The following is a 25,993-nucleotide window of genomic DNA, read 5'->3' as shown; positions in this document are numbered from 1 at the left end:
CGAACCACCGGGAGGAGCCCGCCGTAGTAAAGGACATGAGTTCGCTGAACCCCGCGCCCGCCGCGCCGCGCTTGTCGTTGCTGCACGGCCTCGCCGCTGGGCGGGATTTCGGCGGTTACCTGCGACGACGCGCTGCCCGCAGTGATCCGTTCGCGGTCGGGTTCCCCGGGTTTCCGGCGGTGCTGTTCACCGGAACGGCCGAGGGGGCGCGCGAATTGTTCCGGGCGCCGGTCGCTCTGCTCGAGCCGCCGCTGCCCAATCCGATCGAGCCGATGGTCGGGGCAGCGTCGCTGATTCTCAGTTCCGGGACACGGCATCGCACGGATCGCGCGCTGCTGGCGCCCGCGTTGCACGGTGCGCGGGTGCGGTCGATGGAGAAGGTGATCCGGGATGTGACGCTGAACGAGATCCGTTGTGGCGCAGACGGTCCCTGGCGAATCGGCACTCGGATCGATGCGCTCAGGGCCGCGCGCACGATCACCCTGCGGGTCATCCTCGCCACGGTGTTCGGGTCCGATTCCGATCGTGAGGCCGAATACGGCGGTGTGGTAACCGATTTCCTCGCCACGTTCACCACCCCACTCATGGTGGCGCCCGTATTACGCCGTGGCATAGGTGGTTTCGGTCCGTGGGAGCGGTTCACCGCGGCGCGGGCGCGGCTGGACGAGCTGCTCCTGGCCGACATCACCCGACGACGCCGCACCGGCCCCGCCGGCGGCGACCTGCTCGACCTCCTGCTCACCACCCGCTACGACGACGGCAGCAGCCCTACCGACACCGAACTGTGCGAACAGCTACGCACGCTGCTCGTCGCGGGTCACGAAACCACCGCGACCACCCTGACCTGGGCGCTCTACCACCTGCACCGCGAACCCGGCCTGCTCACCCGCCTGCTCGCCGAGCTACCGACCGCAGGCGAGGACCCCGCCGAACAGGCCCGGCTACCGCTGCTCGACGCCGTCTGCCAGGAAACCCTGCGCCTGCACCCCCCGGTACCGATCGTGTTGCGCACACTGACGGAGCCGCTGCGCTGGCGCGGAGTCGACGTGGCGGCGGGCGCCACCATCGGCCTTGCCGTGGGCGTACTCCACCGCCAGCCCGCCACCTGGCCCGCACCGCACCTGTTCCACCCCGACCGATTCCTCGATCGCACCGTCACCCCGTTCGAGTTCGCGCCGTTCGGCGGCGGTCACCGGCGATGCATCGGCTCGACGCTGGCCGACCACGAGCTGCGGATCGTGCTCGCGACGCTGCTGACCGAGGTCCGGTTGACCCTCGAGCCCGCACTGGCACTCGGTCGCCGACCCCGCACGGTGCCCCGCAATATCGCGACCGCGCCGGATCGGGCGATCCACTTCACACGGACCGGGTGATCTGCCTCACGTGACGTTTGAGAGTCACACCCCTGTGCTTCCCGGCTGTTCGTGCGCACCGCTATCGACTCGCCGCTGTGAGCGCGGCGTTTGACGAAAGCCGATGAATAACACCGCGTTATGTGACGCGCGGCACATAGTTGCCGCTCTGTTATCACCGCGCAACGCGGCTGGCACCTGTCACCTGGTGCGGGTAGTAATGGAGGGTCAGGGTCGGGGAAGTCGTTACCCCGTAGAGACCCGTTGCGGCCTCTGCGTCAAAGAGAACGAGCGTCACTGAGTAGATCTCGCGCGCCGCACGCGGAACGAGAGATGGAATGGACGAGAAACCTATGCACTACCAGGCAAATATGCGGCAATCGCACTGGCTTCGCCGGGGTCTGCTGCTGTCGGCAGCGATCGCAGCGACCGGCGCGTTGATCGCCGTGCCCGCGCAGGCTCAGCCGAATCTGCCGTTCTTCGACGGCGGTTCCAGCCAGCCCGCGGTGAACGAGCCCGCGCAGCAGGCGCCCTTCGCGCCGCCGAACATCAACATCGCCGACGGCGAGACCGTCGGCGTCGCGCAGCCGATCATCATCACCTTCAAGGAGCCGGTCGAGGACCGCGCCGCCGCCGAGCGGGCCATCAAGGTCACCTCGAGCACGAACGCGCCGGGCTACTTCTACTGGACCTCCAGCAAGCAGGTCCGCTGGAAGCCCGCCGAGTTCTGGCCCGCCAACACCAACGTGACCGTGGTCGCGGGTGGCACCACCAGCGCGTTCCACATCGGTGACGCGTTCGTCGCCACCGTCGACGACGCCACCAAGATGATCGTCGTGACGATCAACGGTGAGGTCGTGCGCGAGATGCCGACCTCGCTCGGCAAGCCCGGCTACGAGACCCCCAACGGCACCTACATCGTGGGTGAGCGGCTCGAGAAGATGACGATGGACTCGTCGACGTACGGCGTGCCGGTCACCGATCCCGAGGGCTACAAGCTCGAGGTCGAATACGCGACCCGCCTGTCCAACAGCGGCATCTTCGTGCACGCCGCCCCGTGGTCGGTCGGTCAGCAGGGCTACTCCAATGCCAGCCACGGCTGCCTCAATGTGAGTACCGCCGACGGTAAGTGGTTCCTGGAGAACACCCGTCGCGGTGACGCGGTCATCATCACCGGCACCAAGGGCGGAACCCTCAGTGCGGGCGACGGTCTCGGCGACTGGAACTGAGCAAAACCCGCTGAACAAAACCCGAACAATACGATCAATCCCGGTCGTGTTGTTCGGGTTTTTGCTGTAATCGGTGCTGTGTGCCCGATGTTCAGGAAATCGGCGGGCAGGGTTAACCAACGGTTCGCCATGCGCCGTAAAGCTGCCGCGGTGCGAAAGAGTCCAGAGCGGGTGCTCCCCGGGAGAAGCCGTCGGTGGCAGGACTACGCACTGTTCGCCGTACTCGTGGTGCCGAACCTGGCGCTGCTCACCCTGTTCGTTTACCGGCCGCTTGCCGATAACATCCGGCTATCGTTCACCGACTGGAACATCGCCGATCCGGTGGCGAAATCGGTCGGGTTCGACAACTACATCGAATGGTGGCAGCGCGACGACTCATGGAAGGTCGTCAGCAATACGGTGATCTTCACCGTGTCGGCTGTCGTGGTGAGTATGGCGCTCGGTCTCGCACTCGCCATGTTGCTCGATCGAAAACTGTTCGGACGCAATGTAGTCCGCTCGGCTATTTTCGCGCCATTCGTGATTTCGGGCGCGGCGATCGGCGTAGCTTTTCAATTCATCTTCGATCCGAGTTTCGGTCTGGTACAAGACGTCTTGCACCGGCTCGGCGTCGACAATGTGCCGGATTTCTATCAGGACCCGGATTGGGCCCTGTTCATGGTGACGCTCACCTACATCTGGAAGAACCTCGGCTACGCCTTCGTGATCTATCTGGCCGCGCTGCAAGGTGTGCGCGCCGAATTGCTCGAAGCGGCCGAAATGGATGGCGCGAGCAGTTGGACCAGATTCACGAAAGTCCTTCTGCCCCAACTGCGCCCGACGACATTCTTTCTGTCGATCACCGTGCTGCTCAACTCGCTGCAGGTCTTCGACATCATCAATGTGATGACGCGCGGCGGACCGCTCGGCAACGGCACGACGACGATGGTGTTCCAGGTGTACGAGGAGTCGTTCCGCAATTTCCGGGCCGGCTACGGCGCCACCGTGGCCACGATCATGTTCGTGGTGCTGCTGGTGGTCACGTTGGTCCAGGTGCGTGTGATGGATCGAGGTGAGCGATGAAACATGTAGGGCCCGAGACGCTTTCGTACAAGCGACGCGAACGCGCCGTCACCCTGCTCGGCTATGCGGCGATGGTGTGCGTGTTGATCATCGTCGGGGTCCCGCTGTTCTGGATCCTGATCACCTCGCTCAAGGACCGCTCCGACATCTACACCCAGCCCGCGGTCTACTGGCCGCACAGCTGGCATCCGGAGAACTACACCCACGCCACCACCACGGTGCCGTTCTGGACGTTCCTGCGGAACTCGCTGATCGTCACCGGCGTGGTGTCGGCGGTGAAGTTCGCGCTCGGTGTGTTCAGCGCGTACGGGCTGGTGTTCCTGCGCTTCCCCGGCAAGAACATCGTGTTCCTGGTGATCATCGCGGCGCTGATGGTGCCCAACCAGATCACAGTGATCTCCAACTACGCCTTCATCGCGCAGCTGGGCTGGCGAAACACCTTCCAGGGCATCATCATTCCGCTCTGCGGCGTCGCCTTCGGCACCTTCCTGATGCGCAACCACTTCCTGTCGCTGCCCGGTGAGGTCATCGAGGCGGCGCGGATGGACGGCGCGAACTGGTGGCGGCTGCTCACCAAGGTGGTACTGCCGATGTCGGGGCCGACGATGGTGGCGTTCGCGGTGGTGACGCTGGTCAACGAGTGGAACGAGTACCTCTGGCCGTTCCTGATGGCCGATTCCGCCGACGTCGCGACACTGCCGGTCGGCCTCACCCTGCTGCAGAACACCGAGAACCCCAGCGTCACCAACTGGGGGCCGGTGATGGCGGGCACCGTGCTCACGATGCTGCCGATCCTCATCGTCTTCCTTGCCCTGCAACGTCACATGATCAAGGGCCTCACCTCCGGTGCGGTCAAGGGCTAAATCTCGAACAGGAGTTCGCCAGTGTCCAACTCACGATTCCCGGCGCTGAGTCGCCGTGGCTTCCTCGGCCTGACCGGCGGCGTTGCCGCTGCCGCAGCCCTGACCGCGTGCGCGGGCACCGGCGGCGGGTCCGGCGATTCCGGCGACGCCAACACCATCACCTTCTGGTCCAATCACCCCGGCACCTCCAAGGAGCTGGAGCTGGAGCTGATCAACCGCTTCCAGGCCAAATACCCGGATCTGACGGTGAACCTGGTCGACGCGGGCAAGAACTACGAGGAGGTGGCGCAGAAGTTCAACGCCGCGCTCACCGGTGGTGAACTGCCCGATGTTGTTGTGCTGTCGGATGTCTGGTGGTTCAACTACGCGCTGAGCAAGGCCATCGAGCCGCTCGACGGGCACTTCGGTGCCGCCGGTGTGCAGCTGGGCGACTACGTCGACTCGCTCGCCGCCGACTACCTGTTCGACGGCAAGCACTACGCGCTGCCGTACGCCCGCTCGACGCCGCTGTTCTACTACAACAAGAACGTCTGGGCGAAGGCCGGTCTGCCCGACCGCGGCCCGAACTCGTGGCAGGAATTCGACGAGTGGGGCCCGAAGCTGCAGTCCCTCGTCGGCGCCGACAAGTTCGCGCACGCCTGGGGTGACGCCAAGAACTACCTCGGCTGGACCTTCCAGGGCCCGAACTGGACCTTCGGCGGCGCCTACTCCGATCAGTGGCAGCTGAAGTTCACCGATCCGGGCTCGATCGCCGCGGCCACCTACCTGCGCGACTCGATCAACGTCAAGAAGTACGCCGCGATCCGCCCGCAGATCGCGGTCGACTTCGGCACCGGCGTCGCCGCCTCGACCATCGCCTCCACCGGCGATCTCAAGGGCATCAAGAAGAACGCCGACGGCAAGTTCGAGGTCGGCACCGCGTTCCTGCCGCACCCGAACGGTCCCGGCGTCACCACCGGCGGTGCGGGCCTCGCCGTGCCGTCGCGCATCTCGGATGCGCGAAAGGTGAACGCGCTCAAGTTCATCGAGTTCATCACCAACGCGGCCAACACCGCGTACTTCACGCAGAACACGGGCTACATGCCGGTGCGCAAGTCGGCCGTGACCGACCCCAGCGAGATCGACTTCCTGGCGAAGAACCCGAACTCCAAGGTCGCGATCGACCAGCTGTCGGTGGCGAAGTCACAGGACTACGCCCGCGTGTTCGTGCCCGGCGCCGACCAGATCATCGGCACCGGCTACGAGCAGATCGGCCTCCAGAACGCCGATCCGGCAAAGGTTCTCGCGAAGGTCGCCGCCGACGTGCAGGCGATCATCGACCGGCAGATCACGCCCAAGCTGCCCAAGTAGTTCCCCGCGGGCCGGTGGTCGCTTGTGATCGCCGGCCCGTTTCGCTTTCCCTCGTAGGAGAATTCGCCATGGCGACAGTGCAGTTCGACGGTGTGACCCATCGCTATCCCGGCGCCGACGCCCCCGCCGTCGACGCACTCGACATCGACATCGCCGATGGTGAATTCCTCGTGCTGGTCGGCCCTTCCGGCTGTGGCAAATCGACGAGCCTGCGCATGCTGGCCGGGTTGGAATCCGTCGAGGCGGGCACGATTCGGATCGGGGAGCGCGATGTCACCCACCTGCCGCCGCGCGCCCGCGACGTGGCGATGGTGTTCCAGAGCTATGCGCTGTACCCGAATATGACCGTCGCCGAGAACATGGGCTTCGCGCTGCGCAATGCGGGAATGTCGAAGTCCGACACGCTGGTTCGGGTGAAGGAAGCCGCGGCGATGCTCGAACTCGAGCCGCTGCTCGATCGCAAACCGGCCAAGCTCTCCGGCGGCCAGCGTCAGCGCGTCGCCATGGGCCGCGCCATCGTGCGCCGCCCGCAGGTGTTCTGCATGGACGAGCCGCTGTCCAACCTGGACGCGAAGCTGCGGGTGAGCACCCGTTCCCAGATCGCCGCGTTGCAGCAGCGTCTCGGCACGACCACGGTCTACGTGACGCACGACCAGGTCGAGGCGATGACGATGGGTCACCGTGTCGCGGTGCTTCGCGAGGGCACCTTGCAGCAGATCGCTTCTCCGCGTGAGCTTTACGACAACCCGTTGAACACCTTCGTCGCCGGGTTCATCGGTTCGCCCGGCATGAATCTGCTCGAAGCGCCCGTGGTCGACGGCGAGGCTGTTCTCGACGGCTTGCGAATCCCGTTGCCCCGCAGCATTTCCGGTGCCCGCGCGATTCTCGGCATCCGCCCCGAATCCTGGGAAGTCACCACCGACCCCGCCGGGATCACCGTCGTCGCCGAACTACTCGAGGAACTGGGCGCCGAATCGTTCGTCTACACCCATGGCGCCGGCACCGACTGGTCCACCCGCTCGGGCAAGATCGTCGTCCGGGTGGACCGGCGCTTCCAGACCACCCTCGGCGAAACGCTGCACCTACGGCCGAAGCCCGAAGAGGTGTTCTTCTTCGATGCGGACACCGAACTGCGCTTGCGCTGAGCTATCAGGACACCGCCTCGGCGGAGCGGCGGCCGATGGCCGCACTGAGTGCGTCGAGTTCAGCGAGCACGTCGGTGGCCGCCCAGACGCGGTTTCGTTTGGACTCCGAGAGCACCTCGAGAATTCCAGCCTCGACGAGCCGGTCGAGGGCGCGATAAGTGGCGGACTCGGTGGTGCCGGTCAGGCTGTGTGCGATGTCGATGTTGAGAATCGGATAGTCGAGCAGGTGCATGATCAGCATTTCATCCGAGGACTTTGCCCGCGGCCTGGCGACATCACGCCAACGAGCAGGCAAGTCGGCCAACGAAAGTGCTGAGTCGGAGGCCGCCGCGCTCGAGTGCACCGCCGCCAGCGCGACGTACTCGACGAACTGGTCGACCTCGCCCGCGCGATACGCGGTCAGTTCTGCGAAATAGCGCCGGGTGTCGGCGAGCATGACCGAGGCGAGTGGGACCGTGACCCGGTCGGTCAGGCCGCGACGCCGAAGAATCGCACTGATCAGGGCACGGCCGATCCGGCCGTTGCCGTCGTCGAACGGGTGGATCGACTCGAACTGTGCGTGCGCGATCGCGGCCTGGGCGACGATCGGCAAGTCGCTGCGTGCGGCGAAGATCAGCAGGTCGTCCATCAGTTCGGCGACAAGCTCCGGCGGTGGTGGCACGTACAGCGCGTTGAGCGGGGTGTAGTCGCTGCCGCCGATCCAGTTCTGAACCTGCCGGAACCGGCCCGACTCGCGGGCCGCGTAGTAGTCCGGGCTCATGAGGAGGCGGTGAGCATTGAGCAGACCGGCCTTTGTGATCGGCCCCGCGCCTGCTGCATCGACCAAGGCGACCAAGGCCTGCACCGCCGCGAGCTGCGATTTTGCCTCGTCGCTCGCCTTCGCGCCGCCGACCGCCCGTCCGAACGCACGCCAGCCGGCGTCGATGTGCTCGATCTTTGATGACGCCACAGATTCACTGCGCAGCAGGAAATCCGCGAGCGGTGCCAGGTAGTGACCGTGCCCAGCTTCCAGCGTGGTGACGGCGATCAGCGCGGCCTCGTTTGCGCTGGCTACCTGGCCGCTCACGTGGTATTCGAGATCGGCGATGCGCGGTGGGATCGAGACGTCGACGTGCTCTCGCATTCGGTCGTCTCGGGAACCCTGTCGACGCTGCGGAGTCCACGTACGTTTTTCGACGCGATGCGGCGGCCATGTCATCTGCGGCCGCGACCAAAAAGTACAGCAACCATGCCCATACTATACTTTAGATACAACAAACGCGACTACGGTTCTCCCTTTTCACGTTTTAGGGCTTGAAGTACAGCAACCACTTGCTTACTGCATCTAGTCCCCAGCTCAACGCAGAAGGGTCGCGGCATGCTCGCGGGCCTGTGCGACTGCCTCGGCGATGCCTTCGGTGAAGGGGTCGCCGTGGCCGGGGAGAACCAGGTCCGAGGCGAGGGACTCTAGAACTTCGAGGGCTGCCAGGGTTTCCGGGGTCGAGTGGTTGAAGAAGTCGGGAAGTAGCTGGGGGCCTTGGATTTTCGAGGTGGGATGGGCGGTAACCAGGGTGTCGCCGGTGGCCACCGCGCCTGCCGCTGGGAGAGAGAAGGCGGAATGTCCCGAGGTGTGTCCCGGGGTCGGGATAGGCGTGGGGTGGCCGGGGAGATCCAGCGCGCCTTCAGTAGGGAAGGGCTGGATGTGGGGGACCGGATTTTTGCGGAGGCCGCCCGCACGGGTGATGCGCAGAGCCCAGCCGCAGGTGGAGACGTCGGTCAGGCGTTTGATGACGTCGAGTGGCGTGGCCGACTCGTGGACTTCGCCTTTGGCGTGGGACACCTCGATCGGGCTGGTGTATGCCGGGATGCCGTACTTCGCCTGGAGGTGGTTGAGGGCGCCGACGTGGTCGAGGTGAGCGTGGGTCAGCAGGACCGCTCGGATGTCCTCGGGGCGGTGCCCGAGGGCTGCGATGGTGGCTTCGATCAGCCCGGCGTCGCCGTACCAACCCGCGTCGACCAGCGTCAGGTCACGCCCTTCGCGGAGCAGGACCATGTTCACATCTGTGCCTGCGATGGTGAAGACATCGTCGGCTACCTGCTGATAACGCACTGATCGAACCCCTTCTCGAGCAACGGGTTCCGACCCTACCGGCGATCGGCTCGTCGGCAGGGTCGAGCACGTCACCAGATCGTCACGCGCTCCGCGGGATCGAGGTACAGGGCGTCGGCGGGGGTCACGTCGAAAGCCTCATAGAAGCTGTCGATATTGCGGATCACCGCGTTGCAGCGGAACTCCGGCGGGGAGTGCGGGTCGACGGCGAGGCGGCGGATGGCCTCCTCGGTACGTGCCTTGGTGCGCCAGACCTGCGCCCAGCCGTAGAACACGCGCTGCAGGCCGGACAGTCCGTCGATGACCGGTGCTTGCCCGCCGTCGAGCGAGATCTTGTAGGCGGCGAGGGCGATCGAGAGGCCGCCGAGGTCGCCGATGTTCTCACCGATGGTGAACTCGCCGTTCACGGTGTGCTCGTCATCCAGGTCGGCGGGGGAGAGCACGTTGTACTGGTCGATCAGCGCCTTGGTGCGCTTGCCGAACTCGGCGCGGTCCTCGTCGGTCCACCAGTCCTGCATGTTGCCGTCGCCGTCGTACTTCGCGCCCTGGTCGTCGAAGCCGTGGCCGATCTCGTGGCCGATCACCGCGCCGATCCCGCCGTAATTGGCGGCATCGTCGGCGTTCATGTCGAAGAACGGCGGGTGCAGAATCGCCGCGGGGAACACGATCTCGTTCATGCCGGGGTTGTAGTAGGCATTCACGGTCTGCGGGGTCATGAACCATTCGCCGCGATCTACCTCGCCACCCAGTTTGCCCAGGTCGCGATCGTGGTCGGCGGCGTGGCCACGGCGATAGTTGCCGACGAGGTCTCCTGCGTCGATCTCGACCGCGGAGTAGTCACGCCACGTGTCGGGGTAGCCGATCTTGGGGGTGAACTTCTCCAGCTTGGTCAGTGCGGCGGCGCGGGTGTCGGGGCCCATCCACTCGAGGTCGGCGATATTGCGCCGGTAGGCCTCCTGGAGGTTGGCCACCAGTTCCACCATGCGGGCCTTGGCCTGCGGCGGGAAGTGCCGGGCCACATACAGTTTGCCGACCGCTTCGCCGAGCAGTTCCTGCACCAGCGACACACCGCGCTTCCAGCGCTCGCGGTTCTCCTCGGCGCCGGTGAGGGTGCGGCCGTAGAAGTCGAAATACTCCTCGACGATCTCGTCGGTGAGGAACCCGGCGCGCGCGTGCAGGACCTGCCACGCCGTCCACGTCCGCCAATCCGCTTGTGGTACTTCGGCCCACGCGGTGGCGAAGGCGCGCAGGTAGTCGGGCTGACGGACGACGAGCTCGGCGAACAGGGCCTTGCCGTCACGGTCGAGACCCGCGGCGACACCGTCTACCCAAGCGGCCCAGTCGAATTCCGGGTTCTCGGCGACCAGGTCGGCGAAAGTCGTGAGGTTGTAGCTCTTCTCGGCATCACGGCGCCGCACGACATCCCAATGGCCCGCGGCGAGTTTGCGTTCCAGTTCGAAGATGCGACGGGCGGCCTCGGCCGGGTCCGCGGGGAGCAGTCCATCCAGGGACGCGTCCCCGGCGGCGATGGTGAACATCTTGGTGATGTGGGCGATGTAGGCGTCGCGGATCCCCGCGAATTCCTCGGAGCGGTAGTAGGACTCGTCGGGCAGCCCGATGCCTGACTGGGTCGCGTGCACGAGGTAGCGGGTGGAGTTCTTGTCGTCGGTGTCGACGTAGTAGGCGAGCGCGCCACGCACTCCCGTGCGCTGCAAGCGGCCGAGCAGCGCGGCGAACGCGCTCGGGTCGGTCACCTCGGCGATCGCGCGCAGCTCCTCGGCGATGGGGGTGAACCCGGCCGCCGCGACCACGTCGGTGGCCATGAAGCTCGAGAACAGATCCCCGATCTTGCGGGCATCGGCATCGTCGGCCGCACCGGACGCACTGTCGGTGATGATCGCCTGCACATCGAGCTCGGCCTGGTCGTACAACGTGCGAAACGCACCGTCGACGGCCCGGTCGGCCGGGATCTCGTACCCGGCCAACCACTGCCCGTTGACATGCGTGAACAGATCGTCCTGCACCCGCACATCTTGATCGCGGAAGGACAGATCAATACCGGAGGGAGCACTCAGATCAGAAGTCACGCGGTCCAGTATGCCGAAACACCGGCGGCTGTCGACGTCATCTCACACGCAGGCGAACTCGTTGTCTCGGGCGCCGGCTACGAAGGCTTGCCATTCGGCGGCGGTGAAACGCAACAGGACGTCTTCGTGGCAGAGGGTGGTCGATCCGTCAGGGGAGACGTGGGCGATGAGGTCGGGGTGGTGATGTTCGGTCAGGAGAGAGTGCAGGAAGGCTGTCCACACGGGGGCGTCGACGGTGATGATGGGCTCGGCTGCGCCGGTGTTCATCGGGTTGCGGCGGAATTTGCTGTCTCGTACCTGGACAACGTTTCCATCGAAACGAACCTCGACACATTGGTTGCCGTTATTGGAGCGTGACGAGGTGAACCAGCCGTGTTCGGCCGGGCGGCGGCGAGCGGTGGTGGACATACCCCGAATCTTACACGCTCGCATACTCCCTGATCAGGGCGAGAGAATCGGTGCGGGAAAGGGATTGCTCGCGAGCACGCACGTAGGCGAAGCCGAGATCGCGGACCTGTTCGGCGTCGTCGACATGTCCACCGAACACCGCGCTCTCGGCCCAGGCGAAGGTTGGTAGCTGATCGCTTGCGAAGTCGAGCAAATGGAAGCTGGAACCGCCGAGCACGGCACCTTCGGGCGCGCTGAACGGGATGACGCGCACATCGACGGTGTCGAGCTCGCGCACCAGCGCGACCAGGTGCCGCAACTGCTCGCGCAGCACCTCGCCGCCGCCGGTTTGCTGACGGAGCGTGGCCTCGCCGAGCACCGCGGTGAGTTCGAGCGGATCGGGTTCACGCAGCCGTCGCTGACGGCGCAGCCGGATGGCGACTAATTGGTCTACTTGAACCGGCCGGATCATCACATCGGCGCTGATCAAGGCCCGCGCGTAAGCCTCGGTCTGCAACAATCCGGGCACTATCATGCTGTCGTAGCTGCGGATGCTCTGCGCGCCCGCCTCCATCCCGTACAGCCGCTGCAACTCGGGGCCGATCAGGGCCGAGGAGGCCGTCGCCCACCAGCCACGCTGCTTGCTCACCTCGAGCAGGGCGAGCAGTTCGTGGCGTTCGTCGGGCGTGACATCGAGGACATCGAGAACCGGTTCGATGGTGGTGCGGGTGAGCACCCGCCTGCCCTTCTCGACGTGGGACCAGTTGGCGGGCGTGAACCCGACGCGGCGGGCGAAACCGGCCGAATCGAACCCGCGCTGCTCGCGGAGTTCACGCAAACGCAGGACGAGTTCCCACCGCGCGACGGTCGGCGAAACGGGAGCCATGGGCAAATATCGTACGCCGATCGACACGCCAGCTACTGACTATTGTCAGCATGGTTGTGCGGCTATAGGCTGTGCAGAACGGTCTTTTTCTCTCACGTCCTGCCGTTATGAAAAAGTTTCCCGAGCCACCGGGTCGTGATGCTTCAACTCTCACCGAGATTCGCCCGGATCGAGCGAACTCACAGCTACATCGAACCAGCGTCGACAGAGACGAGGTCGTGATGAGCACGTTGCGCACTGACGAGGACAAGGGCGGGTATACGGCGGCCGAGGAATACTCGGCCATCCAGGACGCTTTGGCGCGCTGTCGCCAGTACCGCAAGCACCATGGCCTCTACGGCGTCGTCGACGCGGCGCTGGGACGGATCGTGCTCGAGATCGGCGCGGTCGGCGCGGTGGTGATGCCATCCACGCTGGGCGAACGGGTCCGCGGGCTGCTCGTCACGCGCGGTATGCGCTGCGGGCCGATCATCGCCCATCCACGCTCCGGTCGCTGGACCTTCCTCACCGGGCCGGTCGACAACTCCTACCTCGACACCGTGCTGTTCGCCGAGCTGTTCCGGGTGTGCGCCTCGGTCGCCTTACCCGGCAGCGATATCGTGCTGCCGTCGCCGGCCGACGAGCGCAGCGGGTATCGCACCTGGATGCAGGCGCCCGACGGTGATTTCCGGCCGGATTTCGCGCAGATCGTCGCCGCTACCCGGTCCAATGCCAAGTCGGCGACCCTCTTGCGTCAGCCGGGTTCGGCCTGAGGTCACTGTCCGCCGAGACGCGCGTGCATCTCCCAGACGAGCACCTCGGCATCGCCGTGCGGACGGATCAGCTGGCCGCCGGAGCGGGTCAGCCGGACCGCGTCGCCCTGGGACAAGGTGCCGAGTCCCTCGACGTCGATCTCGCCGCGCGCGACGAAAACATGCAGGTAGGGCGCATCTGGGATAGTCACGCCGGGGCTGTCGGCCGTCATCCTGGCGACGTGCATGGCCGCGTGCGAGGAATTGATCGCGATGGCGGTGCGGTCGCGATAGCGGGGTAGGCCGGACGCGACCGTCACCAGATCGCCGCGCGCGAGTTCGTCATCGATCTCGAGCTGCTGGTAGCCGGGGTCGACACCGGGCTCGTCGGGGACCACCCACATCTGCACGAAATGCACGGGCTCGTCATGGGACTTGCCGTCGAGGCGCCACGAATCGTTCTTCTCCGAGTGCTGGATGCCGGTGCCCGCGCTCATCCGCTGGGCCAGACCCGGATAGATCACACCGTTGTGGCCGAGCGAATCCTGATGCACGAGGCTGCCGCCGAGCACCCAGGTGACGATTTCCATGTCCCGATGCGGATGGGTGTCGAAGCCCTCGCCGGGCAGCACCACGTCCTCGTTGTTCACCAGCAGCAGCCCGTGATGGGTGTTGTCGGGATCGTAGTGCTCACCGAAGGAGAACGAATGCTTCGAGTCGAGCCACGGGATCCGCGTCTTCATCCGGTCGCCACCGCGGTGCAGTTCGATCCGCGGGGGTGTCGTCGATGTGGGCGTCACCGTTCAATTCTGGCACCAATAGTGAAGGTGTACAGCCCACGGGTGTGCGGCGGTTCGCCTCGGCGCCGGTGATGGTGTACTGCTCACGGGTATGAGTGCTCACCTGGACGGTTCTCCTTGGCACTATGGTCATGGCGTGTCGACTCATCCCTCTGACGGCTCGAATACGGCGGATGAGCAGCCGATCTCGATGAGACATCTGCTTCGCGACACCCGCGCGGTGATCCGCCGTAACCCGCGGATGCCGCGCCTGGCCCTGCTGCGGCTGGCCGCGCAGTTCGGTGACGGGATGTTCCAGGCTGCCCTGTCGGGCGCGATCCTGTTCAACCCGGAACGCGAGACCGATCCACTGGCCATCGCCGCCGGTTTCGCGGTATTGCTGCTGCCGTATTCGATGCTCGGGCCGTACGCGGGCGCGCTGCTGGATCGGTGGGATCGGCGCAATGTGCTGTTGGTCGCGAGTGTGGCGCGGGCCGTCTTGATCGGCGTGGCCGCGATCGGATTGTTCGTGGGCGTGGGGGAGACGCCGCTGCTGGTGCTGGCCTTGGCGACGGTGGGGATCAGCAGGTTCGTCCTGGCCGGTGTGTCGGCGGCGCTGCCTCGGGTGCTCGAACAGCGCTGGCTGGTGCCGATGAATTCGGTGCTGGCGACGGTGGCCTCGGTGTGTGCCGGGATCGGCGCGGCGGCATCGGTGGCGGTGATCGCGCTGATCGGCGCGGGTGACGCGGCCTCGGCGGTGGCGGTGGCACTCAGCGGGATCGGCTCGCTGGTCGGTGCGGTGCTGGCACTCGGGTTCCGCCCGCAGGTGCTCGGGCCCGATCGCGGTTCGGCCGGGAGCGAGAGCACCGTGCACGCCATCGCGACCGGTCTGCGCACCGGCGCGCGGGCGGTGTGGCATTCGGTTCAGGTGACTACGGCGATGATCGGAATCGGCGCACATCGGATCGTGTTCGGGATGAACACGCTGATCATGGTGCTGGTGCTGCGTCAGCCCACCGACGGCGCGCAGATGAGCGGCGGGTTGGTCGGCTTCGGGGTGGCGATCGGGTTCGCGGCGGCGGGCATGCTGGTGGCCGCGATCGGAACGCCGATCCTGATTCCCCGTCTCGGCAGACCGCGCACCGTGCTGCTCGGCCTCACGACCGCGGTGATCGTGCAGCTCACGCTCGTGACACCGATCGCGCTGGCGACCGGCTCGGCGATCGACAACGCGCACCGGCTCCTGCTGATCGGCGCGTTCGGGCTCGGCCTCGCCGGTCAGACGATCAAGCTGACCGGCGACGCGAGCATGCAGATCGACATTGACGACGACCAGCGCGGACAGGTATTCGCCCTGCAGGACACGGTTTTCAACGTCTGTTTCGTGTTGGCGATCGCGGTGGCCGCGCTGGTGATTCCGGCCGACGGACGCTCCATCGCCGTGGTATTGGCCGGTGCCGGGGTCTACGCGCTCGGCATCGTGGCCATCGCGCTCAACTCCCGTCGAGCCAGGGTGGCCTGCTGAGGGTGCCCGCGGGTTCCTGCGCCAGGACCGTCCGATGGTCGACGGTGGCCAGCGGGATGTCGGGGAGGAAAGTGTCGTCGATGCCGGAGTCGTAGTCGATCCATAGGGCGTCGAAGGCGCTCGTGTCGGCCAATTCGTCGTGGCTCGACCAGTGGTGCACGACCGCGTCGCCGGTTCCGAAGACGTACTCGATTTCGTTCACATCTGTTTGGACGCACGGCAACAGCGATCGGTTCCGGTAAGTTCACACAGATCACAGGTGTTCCTCGCCGACACCGATTCCAGGGAGCCAGATGCGCGCAAGACCGGTATCGCACGGAACTGCCGTCATGGGTGTGGCGCTGTCTGCCATCCTCGCTGTGCCCGCGCAGGCGGGTCCGCTGCCGTGGCTGCCGCCGCCGGTAAACATCTGCGGGGAAACGGGATTCGACCCGGTCAACCGGCTGCCGGATCCCGCCGCGCCGCCCGCGCCGCCCGCGCCGGTCGTGCCGCCGAGCATCGATATCCCGGTCTGGGTGCCGGAGCTGACGCCGGTGCCGATTCCCGACCCGCCGCACGACAACACCCGCGTCGCGCAGGTTCCGCTGCCCTCGGATCCGTGCCGCAATCCGTGCCCGGAGGTGCGAGACACGCCGGAACCGGAACCGGAAAATACCCACGAGACAACGTCGACCGGTTCGGCGACCGGTTCAGGGACCGGTTCGGCCACCCCGTTGCCCCGGATCAGGATCAAACCGGAGATCGAGCCGATCCCGATCCCGGTACCCGGAGGCGAGGGCGAGCCGGCCCAGGAAGCGCCCGCGCCGCTGGTCCGGCCGATCGAGCGTGGCCCGCTGGCGGCGCCCGTCGTGCCCGCGAAGGTGGAATCCGTGCGGCTCGTCGAACAGGTCACCGGGCACGGCTCGGCCAACCGGACCGATATGCGCTGGCAGGTCGACGGCACCGACCTCGGGCTGTTCTGGGAAACCGAACCGGGCAAGGTCGCCATGGTTTTCGGCGACACCTTCGGCGAGGGCTGGGCCTACGGCGGCGCGGGCGCCGATACCGCCGACTGGCGGTCGAATGTGCTCGCCTACAGCACCGACACAGACCTGAGCGACGGGATCACCATCGACTCGATGGTGCAGGACAGCCCCTGCCATGCCGCCGAACTCCTCGGCAGCCGCAAGATCAAGAACTGGGAGACCACCACGATCCCGACCTCGGGGTTCGCGCTCGGGAAAAGGCAGTTCCTGAGCTACATGTCGGTGAACCACTGGTCGAAGATCCCCGGCATGTGGCTGACGAACTACGGCGGGCTCGCCTACTCCGACGACGGCGGCCAGACCTGGACCAAAGATCAGCATGCCCGCTGGGAGAACATGTTCGGGCTCGGGCAATTCCAGGTGGCCGCGATGGTGCCGCACGGGGATTACGTCTACATGTTCGGCACGCCCAACGGCCGGATCGGGATGATCGGGCTGGCCAGGGTGCGCAAGAACGACGTGCTCAACAAGACGGCCTACCAGTATTGGGTGGACGGCAGTTGGGCACCCGCGGCGCAGAACTCGGCGACACCGCTCGTGCACGGCACCGCCAGTGAGCTGTCGGTGCGGTTCGACGAGGAGAGCCAGCAGTGGCAGATGGTCTACCTCGATTCGATCGCGAGCCAGATCGTGTTGCGGACCGCGAGTCAGCCGCAGGGCGCGTGGACGTCGACGGTGCCGCTGGTGTCCACCGAGATGTATCCGAAGGGGTACGGCGGTTTCATCCATCCGTGGTCGACCGCGCAGGATCTGTACTTCACGATATCGGCGTGGGACAGCTACAACGTGTACCTCATGCACGCACGATTGAATCCGCCGCGCTGATCGCCGGAGCTGCCACGAACAGCAGTTTGTCGCCCGGGCGAGCCTGCGCGACACGGTCGACATCGGCATCGAGGACGACGGCGATCACCGGGTAACCGCCGGTGATCGGGTGATCGGCCAGGAAAATGACCGGCTGACCGCTCGGTGGCACCTGCACCGATCCCAACGCCACACCCTCCGAGGGCAATTCGCGCGCGACCGAACGCACCAGCGGTGGTCCGTCAGCGCGATCCAGGCGGGCGCCGACGCGGTCCGTGTCGGCGGAAACGACCCAGGACCCGCGAAACAGCTGGTCCGGATCGGCGAACCAGTCGGCGCGTGGGCCCGGACACGCGCGGACCGTCAGAATTTCCGGCGGCTGCGGAACCGGCGCGAATTCCACAGTCGGCAAGGTGCGCGGCGGGGGACCGACAGGTAAGTACATGCCGACGAGCAGCGGGTCCGGTCCGATGCCCGACAGCGTGTCGCGGCTGCGCGACCCCAGCACTTTGGCCACATCGATGCCGCCACGCACCGCCACATAACTACGCAGACCGGTGCTCGCCAAGCCCAGTCGCAGCACCTGACCCTCGTCGAGTTCGAGCACGCTGGCATGGCCGACCGGGGTGCCATCCACGGTGGCGGGGGCGGGGGCGCCGGTGACCGCGACGGTGAGGTGACCGTCGGCGCGCAGCGCCAGCCCCCCGAGTAGCACCTCGATGGCGGCGAATTCCTCCGGATTGCCGACCAGCCGGTTCGCCAGCCGTAGTGACCCGCGGTCGGCCGCGCCCGCCTGGCCGACGCCGGAGTCGAACCAGCCCTGTCTGCCCAGGTCCTGCACCGTCGCGAGCGGCCCCACCCGCTCTATCAAGATCAACATGCGATCTCTCCCCGATTGGTGAGTCGAGGCGGCGCACCGTTGAGCAGCCATTGATTTTCCCCGAAGCAGCTATTCCTCGGAAGCGACGAACCTGATCGCCGAACCCGCCCGCACCAGCGCGGGTGGATCGCGGTCCACCGCCCACATTCGCAGATCGGTGGTGCCGATCAATTGCCATCCGCCCGGTGTGCCGCGCGGATAGACCGCCGAATACCCGCCCGCGAGTGCCACCGCGCCCGCCGGGATCGCCGTGCGGGCCCGAGTGCGCCGGGGCACCGTGAGCCTGCCGTCGGGCGAGGTGAGATAGCCGAAACCGGGCGCGAAACCGACGAACGCGCAGCGCCAGACGGTGCCGGTGTGCGCCGCGATCACCGCCGGAATCGACAGGTCGAGCAGCCGGGCCACCTCGGGCAGATCCGCGCCGTCGTAGCGAACGGGAATCTCCACGACAGGCTCGGTATCGGGCACTGTTCCACGGGAAACATCCGGCGAATCCGCTTGCGGCGGCTCGTGATCCAGCCGGTCGAGCAGCGCGACGAGCTCGCGGCGGACCTGCACGCCGTAGCTCACCGAATGCATGGTGACCAGCACGGTTTCCGCCGCGGGCAGCACATCCTCGACACCGGCGATCGCGTGCACACGCAGCGCGGAGGCCAAGCGCTGCACCGGGCGCGGGTCGTCGAGGGTGATGAGCATGGCGCGGTCACCCGCGGGTCGGATCCGCGCGTTCCAATCGATGTCCATCCTGCCTCCCGCCCCTCAGCTGAACGGCTCCACCGGTATCCCGGCTTCGTCGAGCGCCCCCCGGATCCGGCGGGCCATCTCGACGGCCGCCGGAGAGTCGCCGTGGACGCACACGCTGGCCACGGACACGGCGACCGTACCGGGACCGTCTACGGTACGCGCGGTCCCTGACAGCGCAAGAGTTGTCGCCTGCGACACGGCGTCGTCGGGCGACAGCACCGCCCCGGCAACTCCGCGCGGGGCCAGCGAACCTGTTGCAGTGTAGGCCCGGTCGGCGAATCCCTCACCGATGAAACGCACTCGCTGCGCGGCACGTTCCAATTCGGTACCCGCCGGACCGAGCAGCGCCAGACCCGGTTCGGCCTCGGCCACAGCGGCGACAAGGGCCTCGGCGAGCAAACGATCGCGGGCCGCCGCGTGATAGAGCGCGCCGTGCGGTTTCACATAGCGCACCCGGTCGCCCGCCGCCCGCGCGAAGGCCGCGAGCGCGCCGATTTGATAGAGCACCTCGTCGCGCAGGTCGGCCGGGGAGATGGCGATATCGCGGCGGCCGAACCCGACCAGGTCGCGATAGCCGACATGCGCGCCGATCCGCACACCCTTCGCCACCGCGAGTTCGCAGGTGCGGCGCATGATCGTCGGGTCGCCCGCGTGGAAGCCACACGCGATATTCGCGCTGGTCACGATATCGAGCATGGCGGCGTCGTCGCCCATCCGCCACGGGCCGAAGCCTTCGCCCAGATCACTGTTCAGGTCCAGCGGCATGCGATGCCCTCCGGTCTTCGCGGGTCACTCGCCGGGTAGGTACCCCGGTAATTCGAGCATGAACGCACAGATTCATACCGTTATCACCGGGGGCGTGGTTCAGCAGGCGTAGACGCGGACCTCGGTGGCCTTCACGGCGAAGTACACCTGCGCACCGATGGTGAGGTGGAGTTGGGCGACGGCCGCCGGGGTCAGATCGGCGCACAGGCCGGGTGCCTGCGGTGCGTCACCGCGGACCCGGACGATGCCGCCACGGTCGGTGATCTCCGCGATGTCGACGGTGAAGACATTGCGTGGGCTGCCGCCGGGCCGGGTACGGAACACCGATACCGCGGCCGGTGAGAAGACCGCTGCCGCGCGGGCGCCGGGGGCGAAATCGCCGACTACGCAGCCATCGACACCGAGGCCTTCGACGAGCACGGTCCCGAAGGTCGGGGCGCCGAAGTGGCCGGGGTGAGCCCGCGGCATCGAAGGTTCGCCGGCGCTGTGACGGCCCGCCGAACTCCGCTGATCCCAGGTCGGGGGTCCGGACTCCGGCCGGGCCTCGGCCGACGATGGAAGGAGCGCGGACTCGACGCCGGTACCGCGCAGGAGGTTGAGGCCGGCGATGCGGGCGGCGAAGGGGTTGCGTGGGTGCGACATCACCTCGGCGACCGGGCCGGAATCGACGACGCGGCCTGCCTCCAGGACAACGAGGCGGTCGGCGAGGGTGATGGCGTCGATGATGTCGTGGGTGACCAGGACAGCGCAGCGGGGATGGTCGCGGCCGGGTTCGTCGCGCAGGACGCGGCGTAGCAGGGTGCGCATGGCCGGCGCTACGTCTACGTCGAGGGCCGACATGGGTTCGTCGAGAAGCAGCAGGTCCGGGTCGACGGCGAGGGCGCGGGCCAGGGCGACCCGCTGGGCTTGGCCGCCGGAGAGCGCGCCGGGGTGGCGGTCGGCGAGGTCGGTGGCGTCGACCGCTGTCAGCCAGTCTTCCGCGGCTTTTCGGGCAGTTCGGTTGTTCGCGCCTCGGCTACGTGGACCGAAGGCGACGTTGTCGCGCACGCTGAGATGGGGAAATAGGAGGGGATCCTGGGCGAGGAGGGAAACTCCGCGTCGATGTGGAGGTAGTGCGATACCTCTGGCGGTGTCGGTGAGGGTGCGATCGCCGAGCCGCACGTGTCCCTCGTCGGGGACGACCAGCCCGGCGATCACCTGCAGGAGGCTGGATTTGCCCGCGCCGTTGGGACCGAGCACGGCAAGGACCTCGCCTGGGGCGACGTCGATACGCATGTCGAGATCGCGGGCAGCGATCCGCGCGGATACTGATAGACCGATCAGACGGCTCGACGCCTCAACAGGCGAAGTCGCAGATACCGACAGGCCGGTCGAGTCACTCGACGCCTCAGCAGGCGCGGTCGCGGAATCCGACGCGCCTGTCGCCTCGCCCGGCGGATTGGCAGGTGCCCCCTGCGAACCCAGCGATTGGCCCATACCGCGCGGAACGTCGGCCGGTCCGGTCGCGGGGGCCTGCTCGCGAGAATCATCTGTCACTTCACGCCGCCGATCGCGCTCGGGGCACCACTGCGCAGCTGGGTGCCCGGGATCGGGCTGGTGCGACGGTAGGCGAGTAGAACTATCAGCACGGCGACGATGATGAGCACTACCGACAGGGCGACGGCCGCATCTGGATCGGCCTCGCGCTGGAGGTAGATCTCCAAAGGCAGTGTGCGGGTACGACCCTGGAGGCTGCCCGCGAAGGTGAGCGTGGCGCCGAATTCGCCGAGGGCGCGGGCGAAGGCGAGGACCGCGCCGGAGATCAAGGCCGGGCGAAGCAAGGGGAGGGTGATTCGCCACCAGACCGTGCTCGGCCCCGCACCGAGCGTCGCGGCGATCTGCTCGTAGCGACTACCCGCCGTCCGCAACGCCCCTTCGAGGGTGAGCACCAGAAAGGGCAGCGCCACAAAGGTTTGCGCCAGCACCACCGCGCTCGTACTGAACGCGATGTGAATTCCGGCGGCCTCCAGATGTTCGCCCAACAGTCCACGCCGACCAAAGGTGTAGAGCAGCGCGATACCACCGACAACCGGCGGCAACACCAAGGGCAGCAACACCAGCGCCCGCAACATCGGCAGTCCACGCCATCGAGCCCTCGCCAGCACCGCGGCCATCGGCACCCCGAACACCAGACACAACACCGTGCTCGCGGTCGCCGTCCGCAAGCTCAACCACAGTGCGTCCCTGGATGCTTCGGTACTCACCAGCTCGACGAATCGCCCCCACTCGACCCCCAAGGCCAACGCCGCGAGCGGAACCACCACCAGCCCGAACCCGATGACGGCGGGCACCAGCAACCACCGAGGCAGCCCAGCGGCACCGACCCCCGGACCACGAAGGAACTTCACGACACCAGCCAACCAGCACGAACAGAGCCGGTCCGCGCAACACGCGGGCCCGGTTCGCCTACGCCGCCGACGCCGATCACGGTGCGCCGAACCCCGCGTCGGCGAGGGCTGCTCGGCCGGTGGGCCCGGTGACCAACTCGGTGAACTTCCGCGCATTCGCGGCCTGTTTCGAATCAGCTACCACCGCAATCGGATACGAATTCACCGCAGCCGAGGACTCGGGCACCGGGACGGCGGTCACCTTCGGGCCCGCACCTGACGCATCGGTGACATAGACGAAGCCCGCGTCGGCTTGGCCGGAGGTCACCTTGGTGAGGACGTCGGCCACGGAGGACTCCTCGCTCACGGGGTGCAGCGTGGCGCCCGCGGCATCGGCGACCTTTTTCGTTGCCCGGCCGCACGGGACCTGGGGGGCGCAGACGACCAGGGTGGCGTCGGCGAGGTCGTTGATTCCGTTGATGCCCTTGGGGTTTCCCGGCGCGGTGACCAGTGTCAGGACATTGGTCGCGAAAGTCGCTGGTGCTGCGGTAATTCGGCCACTTTTGACGGCCTTGTCCATGGTCGGCTGGTCGGCCGACGCGAAAACATCAGCGGGAGCGCCAGCTTCGAGTTGCGCGGCCAGATCCGACGAGCCCGCGAACGAGAACTGCACGTCCACACCGGGATTGGCGGCTTCGAAGTCCTTCTCCAGCCCGGTGAAGACGCTCTTCAACGAGGCCGCGGCGAACACCGTCAGCGTGGATTCCCCGGTGGCACTGCCGTTCTCAGCACCACAACCGCTGGCCGTGAGCACCACCAGCACGGCACCGACCGCTACCCGGCGGATCATTCGGCGGCCTTCTCGACCACCACAGTCGTCGCCTTGACACTCGCCAACGCGACGCTGCCCGGCTCGAGCCCCAGCTCGCGTACCGATTCGCTGCTCATCAGCGAGACCACCGTGAAAGGACCACATTGCATCTGCACCTGTGCCATCACCGTGTCCGACACCACGCGGGTGACCAGACCGGGGAACCGATTACGTGCCGAGCTGGCACTACCCACCTGGGTGTGTGGCGTGCGCGCCTGCTCGACGGCGTGTTCGGCCAGCTCTCTGCCGTCGAGTACCAGGCGGCCCGCGGCATCCTTGGTCGCGGTCAGCGTGCCCGTGTCGATCCAGCGACGCACCGTGTCGTCGCTGACGCCGAGCAGATCGGCCGCTTCCTTGATTCGCAGTTTCGCCACGCGGTCAGGATATATCCGCAGATTCGGACATAACAAGAAAACAACTCCGCACTTTCGGAATCAGCCGGTCGTGATGTCCCATAATCGGGTCACACTTCGTGGCCACCGGAGATTCGGCCAAGTACGCTCGGTGCCATCATGGCCACGTATTTCGATCCGAAGTCCTGGTCACTGGCGGGCGCTGTCGATATGGGCAAACGCCTGCTCGACCCCTCCTGGATCGACCAGTGGCTCGGCTTCACCACGTCCTGGGCCGACCCCGTCGCCGACCTGGGTTCCGGCACCGTCACCGCGCTCATGCCCGATGTGCTGATGACCGTGCTCAGCGAGGGCATCCTCAGCCGTTTCGGCGGTCAGGAGATCAGCGCCACGCTGCTGGGGCACGACCTCACCGCCACCCTCGACACCTTCAAGGTGCGCAGACGCGGCGCTCACTTCCAGAGCAAGACGGTGCTGTCGAACCTGGTCTGGGACTCGCACCCCTTCGACACGGTCACCGTGGTCGCGCACGGCGTGCGGCTGATTCCCGGTGTGCCGACCAAGGTCCGGGTCCAGCAGCTCGATATCGAGGGCACCATCGGGATCGGCGCGATGACGGACTGGGTGGACGCCCAGAACCTGGACTGGCGGGTGCGGCTCGACGATCGCGGACAGATCGTCGCGACGCATCGCACGCGCAAGATGCGGGCGGTCGTCGACGGGCAGGTCTACGACAACCTGCTCACCCTCGACATCCGCAAGGCCAGCTGGTACGGCATCCGGCTCCCCAAACGCGTCGTGCCCGCACCCGCACTGCTACTCGACGACCTGCCCAACCGGGCGAGCATTTCCTACGCGCACCGTCGCGGCGACGAGGTGAAATTCCGGCTCGAACTGCCGGAGACCACCGGCTCGTTCGACCTGACCCAGATCCGCGACGCCATCATCGCGGGAACAACGCTGATCATCTTCTGATCAGGGCTGGGTACTCCACCATTCCTGGAGGGCTTCTTCAGCTTCTTCCCTCGTCATCGGACCGCGGTCCAGGCGCAGATCCTTCAGGAACTTCCACGCCTTACCCACCTGCGGACCCGGCGGCAGCCCGAGCAATTCCATGATCGCGTTGCCATCGAGGTCCGGCCGCACCCGCGCCAGATCCTCCTGCGCGCGCAGCGTGGCGATCCGGTCCTCCAGCTCGTCATAGGTCGAGCTCAGCGCGGCAGCGCGGCGCTTGTTGCGAGTGGTGCAGTCGGCGCGCACGAGCTTGTGCAGCCGATCGAGCAGGTCGTCGGCGTCGGTGACATACCGGCGCACCGCCGAATCCGTCCACTGCCCCTTGCCGTATCCGTGGAAACGCAAGTGCAGAAACACCAGGCGCGCAACCTCTTCGGTGAACGCCTTCGGATACTTCAGCGCCCGCATCCGCTTGCGCACCATCTTCGCGCCGACCACCTCGTGATGGTGGAAGCTGACGCCGCCCGCGGGCTCGTTGCGCTTGGTGTCGGGCTTGCCGATGTCGTGCAGCAGCGCCGCCCAGCGCAACACCAGGTCGGGGTCGCCTTCCTCCTGGTCGATCGCCTGCGAGAGCACCGTCAAAGAATGCTGATACACGTCCTTGTGCTGGTGGTGCTCGTCGATCTCGAGCTTCATCGCGGGCACCTCGGGCAGCACCCGCTGCGCCAAACCTGTGTCGCACATGACGTTGATGCCGTCGATCGGGTGGTCGGCACCGATCAGCTTGTCGAGTTCGGCGCGCACCCGCTCGGCGGTGATCCGGTCGATCTGATCGGCCATCTCGATGATCGCCGCACGCACCCGCGGCGCCACCTCGAACCCCAGCTGGGCGACGAAGCGCGCGGCTCGCAGCATGCGCAGCGGATCGTCGTCGAACGAATCCTGCGGCGCCGCAGGGGTATCGAGCACACCATCGAGGAGCGCGTCGATCCCGTTGAGCGGATCCACGAATTCCAGCGACCCGTCGGCAGCGATCTTGACCGCCATCGCGTTCACCGTGAAATCGCGCCGCACCAGGTCGCCGTCGAGGGTGTCACCGAAAGTGACCTCCGGATTGCGCGAGACCCGGTCGTAGGTATCGGCGCGGAAGGTGGTGATCTCGAGCTGCTGATCATCCTTGGCCGCGCTGACCGTGCCGAAAGCCAGGCCACCGGTATCCCACAGGTGATCGGCCCACCCACGCATCAACTCCTGCACGACCTCCGGCCGCGCATCGGTGGTGAAATCCAGGTCGTTGCCGAGCCGGCCGAGCACCGCGTCACGCACGCTGCCACCGACCAGATAAAGACTGTGCCCCCGCTCGGCGAACATCCCACCCAACGGCGCCAAAACATCGTTGAGCTGCCCCAAAGTCACCGCCGCCCCCGCCAGCAGGCGAGCACGACGATCCGCCACAGCATCAGGGACAACATCGGGAGAAACCACAAAGGCACTTTACCGACCCCGTCGAATCCGTTCCCCGCAGTCCGCCATCACCACCTATCCCCAGCCACCCCCACCCGCCATGACCACACCGCACACCGTCGAGTCCGCCATAACCGCACCCCAAACCACACCGTGCACCCCAGATCCGCCATGACCGCACCCCCAGCCCCGCACCCGCGACCCCTGGGGAGCGGCGGCCACGAAGTGGCCGGTCCGCGGCCGGGTCGCCGATCAGGGCTCGAAAGCGCTACGCCGAAGGCG

At 66.7% G+C, this 25,993-nt stretch carries 25 protein-coding genes; 10 read left to right on the top strand and 15 right to left on the bottom strand.

What is annotated here, in order from left to right:
- The first annotated feature begins 35 nt into the window (after window positions 1-35).
- The 6 genes from ACFXKN_RS18305 to ACFXKN_RS18280 all read left to right on the top strand — a co-directional run bounded on the left by ACFXKN_RS18305 (window position 36) and on the right by ACFXKN_RS18280 (window position 7,001).
- Window positions 36-1,373: a cytochrome P450 gene (locus tag ACFXKN_RS18305; RefSeq protein WP_379433440.1), complete on the top strand. Its 1,338-nt coding sequence runs from the start codon at window positions 36-38 to the stop codon at window positions 1,371-1,373.
- A 317-nt stretch (window positions 1,374-1,690) separates the two neighbouring features.
- On the top strand, window positions 1,691-2,581 hold the full coding sequence (locus tag ACFXKN_RS18300; RefSeq protein ID WP_379433439.1) for a L,D-transpeptidase: 891 nt from the start codon (window positions 1,691-1,693) through the stop codon (window positions 2,579-2,581).
- A 150-nt stretch (window positions 2,582-2,731) separates the two neighbouring features.
- A complete protein-coding gene (locus ACFXKN_RS18295) occupies window positions 2,732-3,643 on the top strand; it encodes a carbohydrate ABC transporter permease (protein WP_379433438.1) in 912 nt (303 codons plus the stop codon).
- The gene (locus tag ACFXKN_RS18290; protein WP_379433437.1) at window positions 3,640-4,506 is read left to right on the top strand and encodes a carbohydrate ABC transporter permease; all 867 of its coding nucleotides are present in this window, start codon (window positions 3,640-3,642) and stop codon (window positions 4,504-4,506) included. The genes ACFXKN_RS18295 and ACFXKN_RS18290 overlap by 4 nt, the downstream gene beginning before the upstream one ends.
- Window positions 4,507-4,527: 21 nt before the next feature.
- Window positions 4,528-5,856, top strand: coding sequence for an ABC transporter substrate-binding protein (locus ACFXKN_RS18285; RefSeq protein WP_379433436.1), 1,329 nt, complete (start codon window positions 4,528-4,530; stop codon window positions 5,854-5,856).
- A gap of 68 nt (window positions 5,857-5,924) precedes the next feature.
- A complete protein-coding gene (locus ACFXKN_RS18280) occupies window positions 5,925-7,001 on the top strand; it encodes an ABC transporter ATP-binding protein (RefSeq protein WP_379433435.1) in 1,077 nt (358 codons plus the stop codon).
- A 4-nt stretch (window positions 7,002-7,005) separates the two neighbouring features.
- Here the strand turns inward: ACFXKN_RS18280 and ACFXKN_RS18275 are convergent, their stop codons facing one another.
- The 5 genes from ACFXKN_RS18275 to ACFXKN_RS18255 all read right to left on the bottom strand — a co-directional run bounded on the left by ACFXKN_RS18275 (window position 7,006) and on the right by ACFXKN_RS18255 (window position 12,450).
- Entirely contained in the window at window positions 7,006-8,199 is a 1,194-nt protein-coding gene (locus tag ACFXKN_RS18275; protein WP_379433434.1) for a Fic family protein, read from the bottom strand.
- Window positions 8,200-8,337: 138 nt separating this feature from the next.
- Window positions 8,338-9,090 (bottom strand): MBL fold metallo-hydrolase, encoded by a 753-nt coding sequence (locus ACFXKN_RS18270; protein ID WP_379433433.1) that lies wholly within the window; start codon window positions 9,088-9,090, stop codon window positions 8,338-8,340.
- Between the two features lie 71 nt (window positions 9,091-9,161).
- Window positions 9,162-11,177 (bottom strand): M13 family metallopeptidase, encoded by a 2,016-nt coding sequence (locus ACFXKN_RS18265; protein ID WP_379433432.1) that lies wholly within the window; start codon window positions 11,175-11,177, stop codon window positions 9,162-9,164.
- A gap of 42 nt (window positions 11,178-11,219) precedes the next feature.
- Window positions 11,220-11,585 (bottom strand): DUF397 domain-containing protein, encoded by a 366-nt coding sequence (locus tag ACFXKN_RS18260; protein ID WP_379433431.1) that lies wholly within the window; start codon window positions 11,583-11,585, stop codon window positions 11,220-11,222.
- Between the two features lie 10 nt (window positions 11,586-11,595).
- Window positions 11,596-12,450, bottom strand: a complete 855-nt coding sequence (locus ACFXKN_RS18255) for a helix-turn-helix domain-containing protein (RefSeq protein ID WP_379433430.1) — start codon at window positions 12,448-12,450, stop codon at window positions 11,596-11,598.
- Window positions 12,451-12,671: 221 nt separating this feature from the next.
- Between ACFXKN_RS18255 and ACFXKN_RS18250 the strand changes: the two genes are divergently transcribed.
- Complete coding sequence (locus ACFXKN_RS18250; RefSeq protein WP_378947289.1) at window positions 12,672-13,202, top strand: hypothetical protein; 531 nt, start codon at window positions 12,672-12,674, stop codon at window positions 13,200-13,202.
- A gap of 2 nt (window positions 13,203-13,204) precedes the next feature.
- On the opposite strand, the gene ACFXKN_RS18245 is transcribed toward ACFXKN_RS18250, so the two are convergent.
- Window positions 13,205-13,924, bottom strand: coding sequence for a pirin family protein (locus ACFXKN_RS18245; RefSeq protein ID WP_378922077.1), 720 nt, complete (start codon window positions 13,922-13,924; stop codon window positions 13,205-13,207).
- Window positions 13,925-14,171: 247 nt separating this feature from the next.
- Here ACFXKN_RS18245 and ACFXKN_RS18240 point away from each other — a divergent pair, with 247 nt between their 5' ends.
- Window positions 14,172-15,485 (top strand): MFS transporter, encoded by a 1,314-nt coding sequence (locus ACFXKN_RS18240; RefSeq protein ID WP_378947286.1) that lies wholly within the window; start codon window positions 14,172-14,174, stop codon window positions 15,483-15,485.
- Here ACFXKN_RS18240 and ACFXKN_RS18235 read toward each other — a convergent pair.
- Window positions 15,454-15,687 (bottom strand): hypothetical protein, encoded by a 234-nt coding sequence (locus ACFXKN_RS18235; RefSeq protein ID WP_378947281.1) that lies wholly within the window; start codon window positions 15,685-15,687, stop codon window positions 15,454-15,456. The genes ACFXKN_RS18240 and ACFXKN_RS18235 overlap by 32 nt on opposite strands.
- Window positions 15,688-15,814: 127 nt before the next feature.
- Here ACFXKN_RS18235 and ACFXKN_RS18230 point away from each other — a divergent pair, with 127 nt between their 5' ends.
- Window positions 15,815-17,335, top strand: coding sequence for a DUF4185 domain-containing protein (locus ACFXKN_RS18230; RefSeq protein WP_379433429.1), 1,521 nt, complete (start codon window positions 15,815-15,817; stop codon window positions 17,333-17,335).
- On the opposite strand, the gene ACFXKN_RS18225 is transcribed toward ACFXKN_RS18230, so the two are convergent.
- The 7 genes from ACFXKN_RS18225 to ACFXKN_RS18195 form a co-directional block, all read right to left on the bottom strand.
- Window positions 17,304-18,194, bottom strand: coding sequence for a biotin-dependent carboxyltransferase family protein (locus ACFXKN_RS18225; RefSeq protein WP_379433428.1), 891 nt, complete (start codon window positions 18,192-18,194; stop codon window positions 17,304-17,306). The two genes, ACFXKN_RS18230 and ACFXKN_RS18225, sit on opposite strands and share 32 nt — an antisense overlap.
- 69 nt (window positions 18,195-18,263) lie before the next feature.
- Entirely contained in the window at window positions 18,264-18,938 is a 675-nt protein-coding gene (locus ACFXKN_RS18220) for an allophanate hydrolase subunit 1 (protein WP_378922046.1), read from the bottom strand.
- A 15-nt stretch (window positions 18,939-18,953) separates the two neighbouring features.
- Window positions 18,954-19,703: a LamB/YcsF family protein gene (locus tag ACFXKN_RS18215; protein WP_379433427.1), complete on the bottom strand. Its 750-nt coding sequence runs from the start codon at window positions 19,701-19,703 to the stop codon at window positions 18,954-18,956.
- Between the two features lie 99 nt (window positions 19,704-19,802).
- Window positions 19,803-21,026, bottom strand: coding sequence for a sulfate/molybdate ABC transporter ATP-binding protein (locus ACFXKN_RS18210; protein WP_379433490.1), 1,224 nt, complete (start codon window positions 21,024-21,026; stop codon window positions 19,803-19,805).
- Window positions 21,027-21,235: 209 nt separating this feature from the next.
- Complete coding sequence (locus tag ACFXKN_RS18205; protein WP_378947269.1) at window positions 21,236-22,090, bottom strand: ABC transporter permease; 855 nt, start codon at window positions 22,088-22,090, stop codon at window positions 21,236-21,238.
- A 76-nt stretch (window positions 22,091-22,166) separates the two neighbouring features.
- On the bottom strand, window positions 22,167-22,919 hold the full coding sequence (gene modA, locus ACFXKN_RS18200; protein WP_378947265.1) for a molybdate ABC transporter substrate-binding protein: 753 nt from the start codon (window positions 22,917-22,919) through the stop codon (window positions 22,167-22,169).
- Window positions 22,916-23,314, bottom strand: coding sequence for a molybdopterin-binding protein (locus ACFXKN_RS18195; RefSeq protein ID WP_378947261.1), 399 nt, complete (start codon window positions 23,312-23,314; stop codon window positions 22,916-22,918). The genes modA and ACFXKN_RS18195 overlap by 4 nt, the downstream gene beginning before the upstream one ends.
- A gap of 138 nt (window positions 23,315-23,452) precedes the next feature.
- Between ACFXKN_RS18195 and ACFXKN_RS18190 the strand changes: the two genes are divergently transcribed.
- A complete protein-coding gene (locus tag ACFXKN_RS18190; protein ID WP_378947258.1) occupies window positions 23,453-24,268 on the top strand; it encodes a hypothetical protein in 816 nt (271 codons plus the stop codon).
- Here the strand turns inward: ACFXKN_RS18190 and ACFXKN_RS18185 are convergent, their stop codons facing one another.
- Entirely contained in the window at window positions 24,269-25,732 is a 1,464-nt protein-coding gene (locus ACFXKN_RS18185; protein ID WP_379433426.1) for a CCA tRNA nucleotidyltransferase, read from the bottom strand. It abuts the gene before it with no gap.
- Window positions 25,733-25,993: the final 261 nt, after the last annotated feature.

Source organism: Nocardia sp. NPDC059195, assembly GCF_042754695.1.
In the GTDB taxonomy this organism is placed as follows: Bacteria; Actinomycetota; Actinomycetes; order Mycobacteriales; family Mycobacteriaceae; genus Nocardia.
The sequence above is the reverse complement of the archived record's forward strand: the minus strand, read 5'-3'. Positions and strand labels throughout refer to the sequence as shown.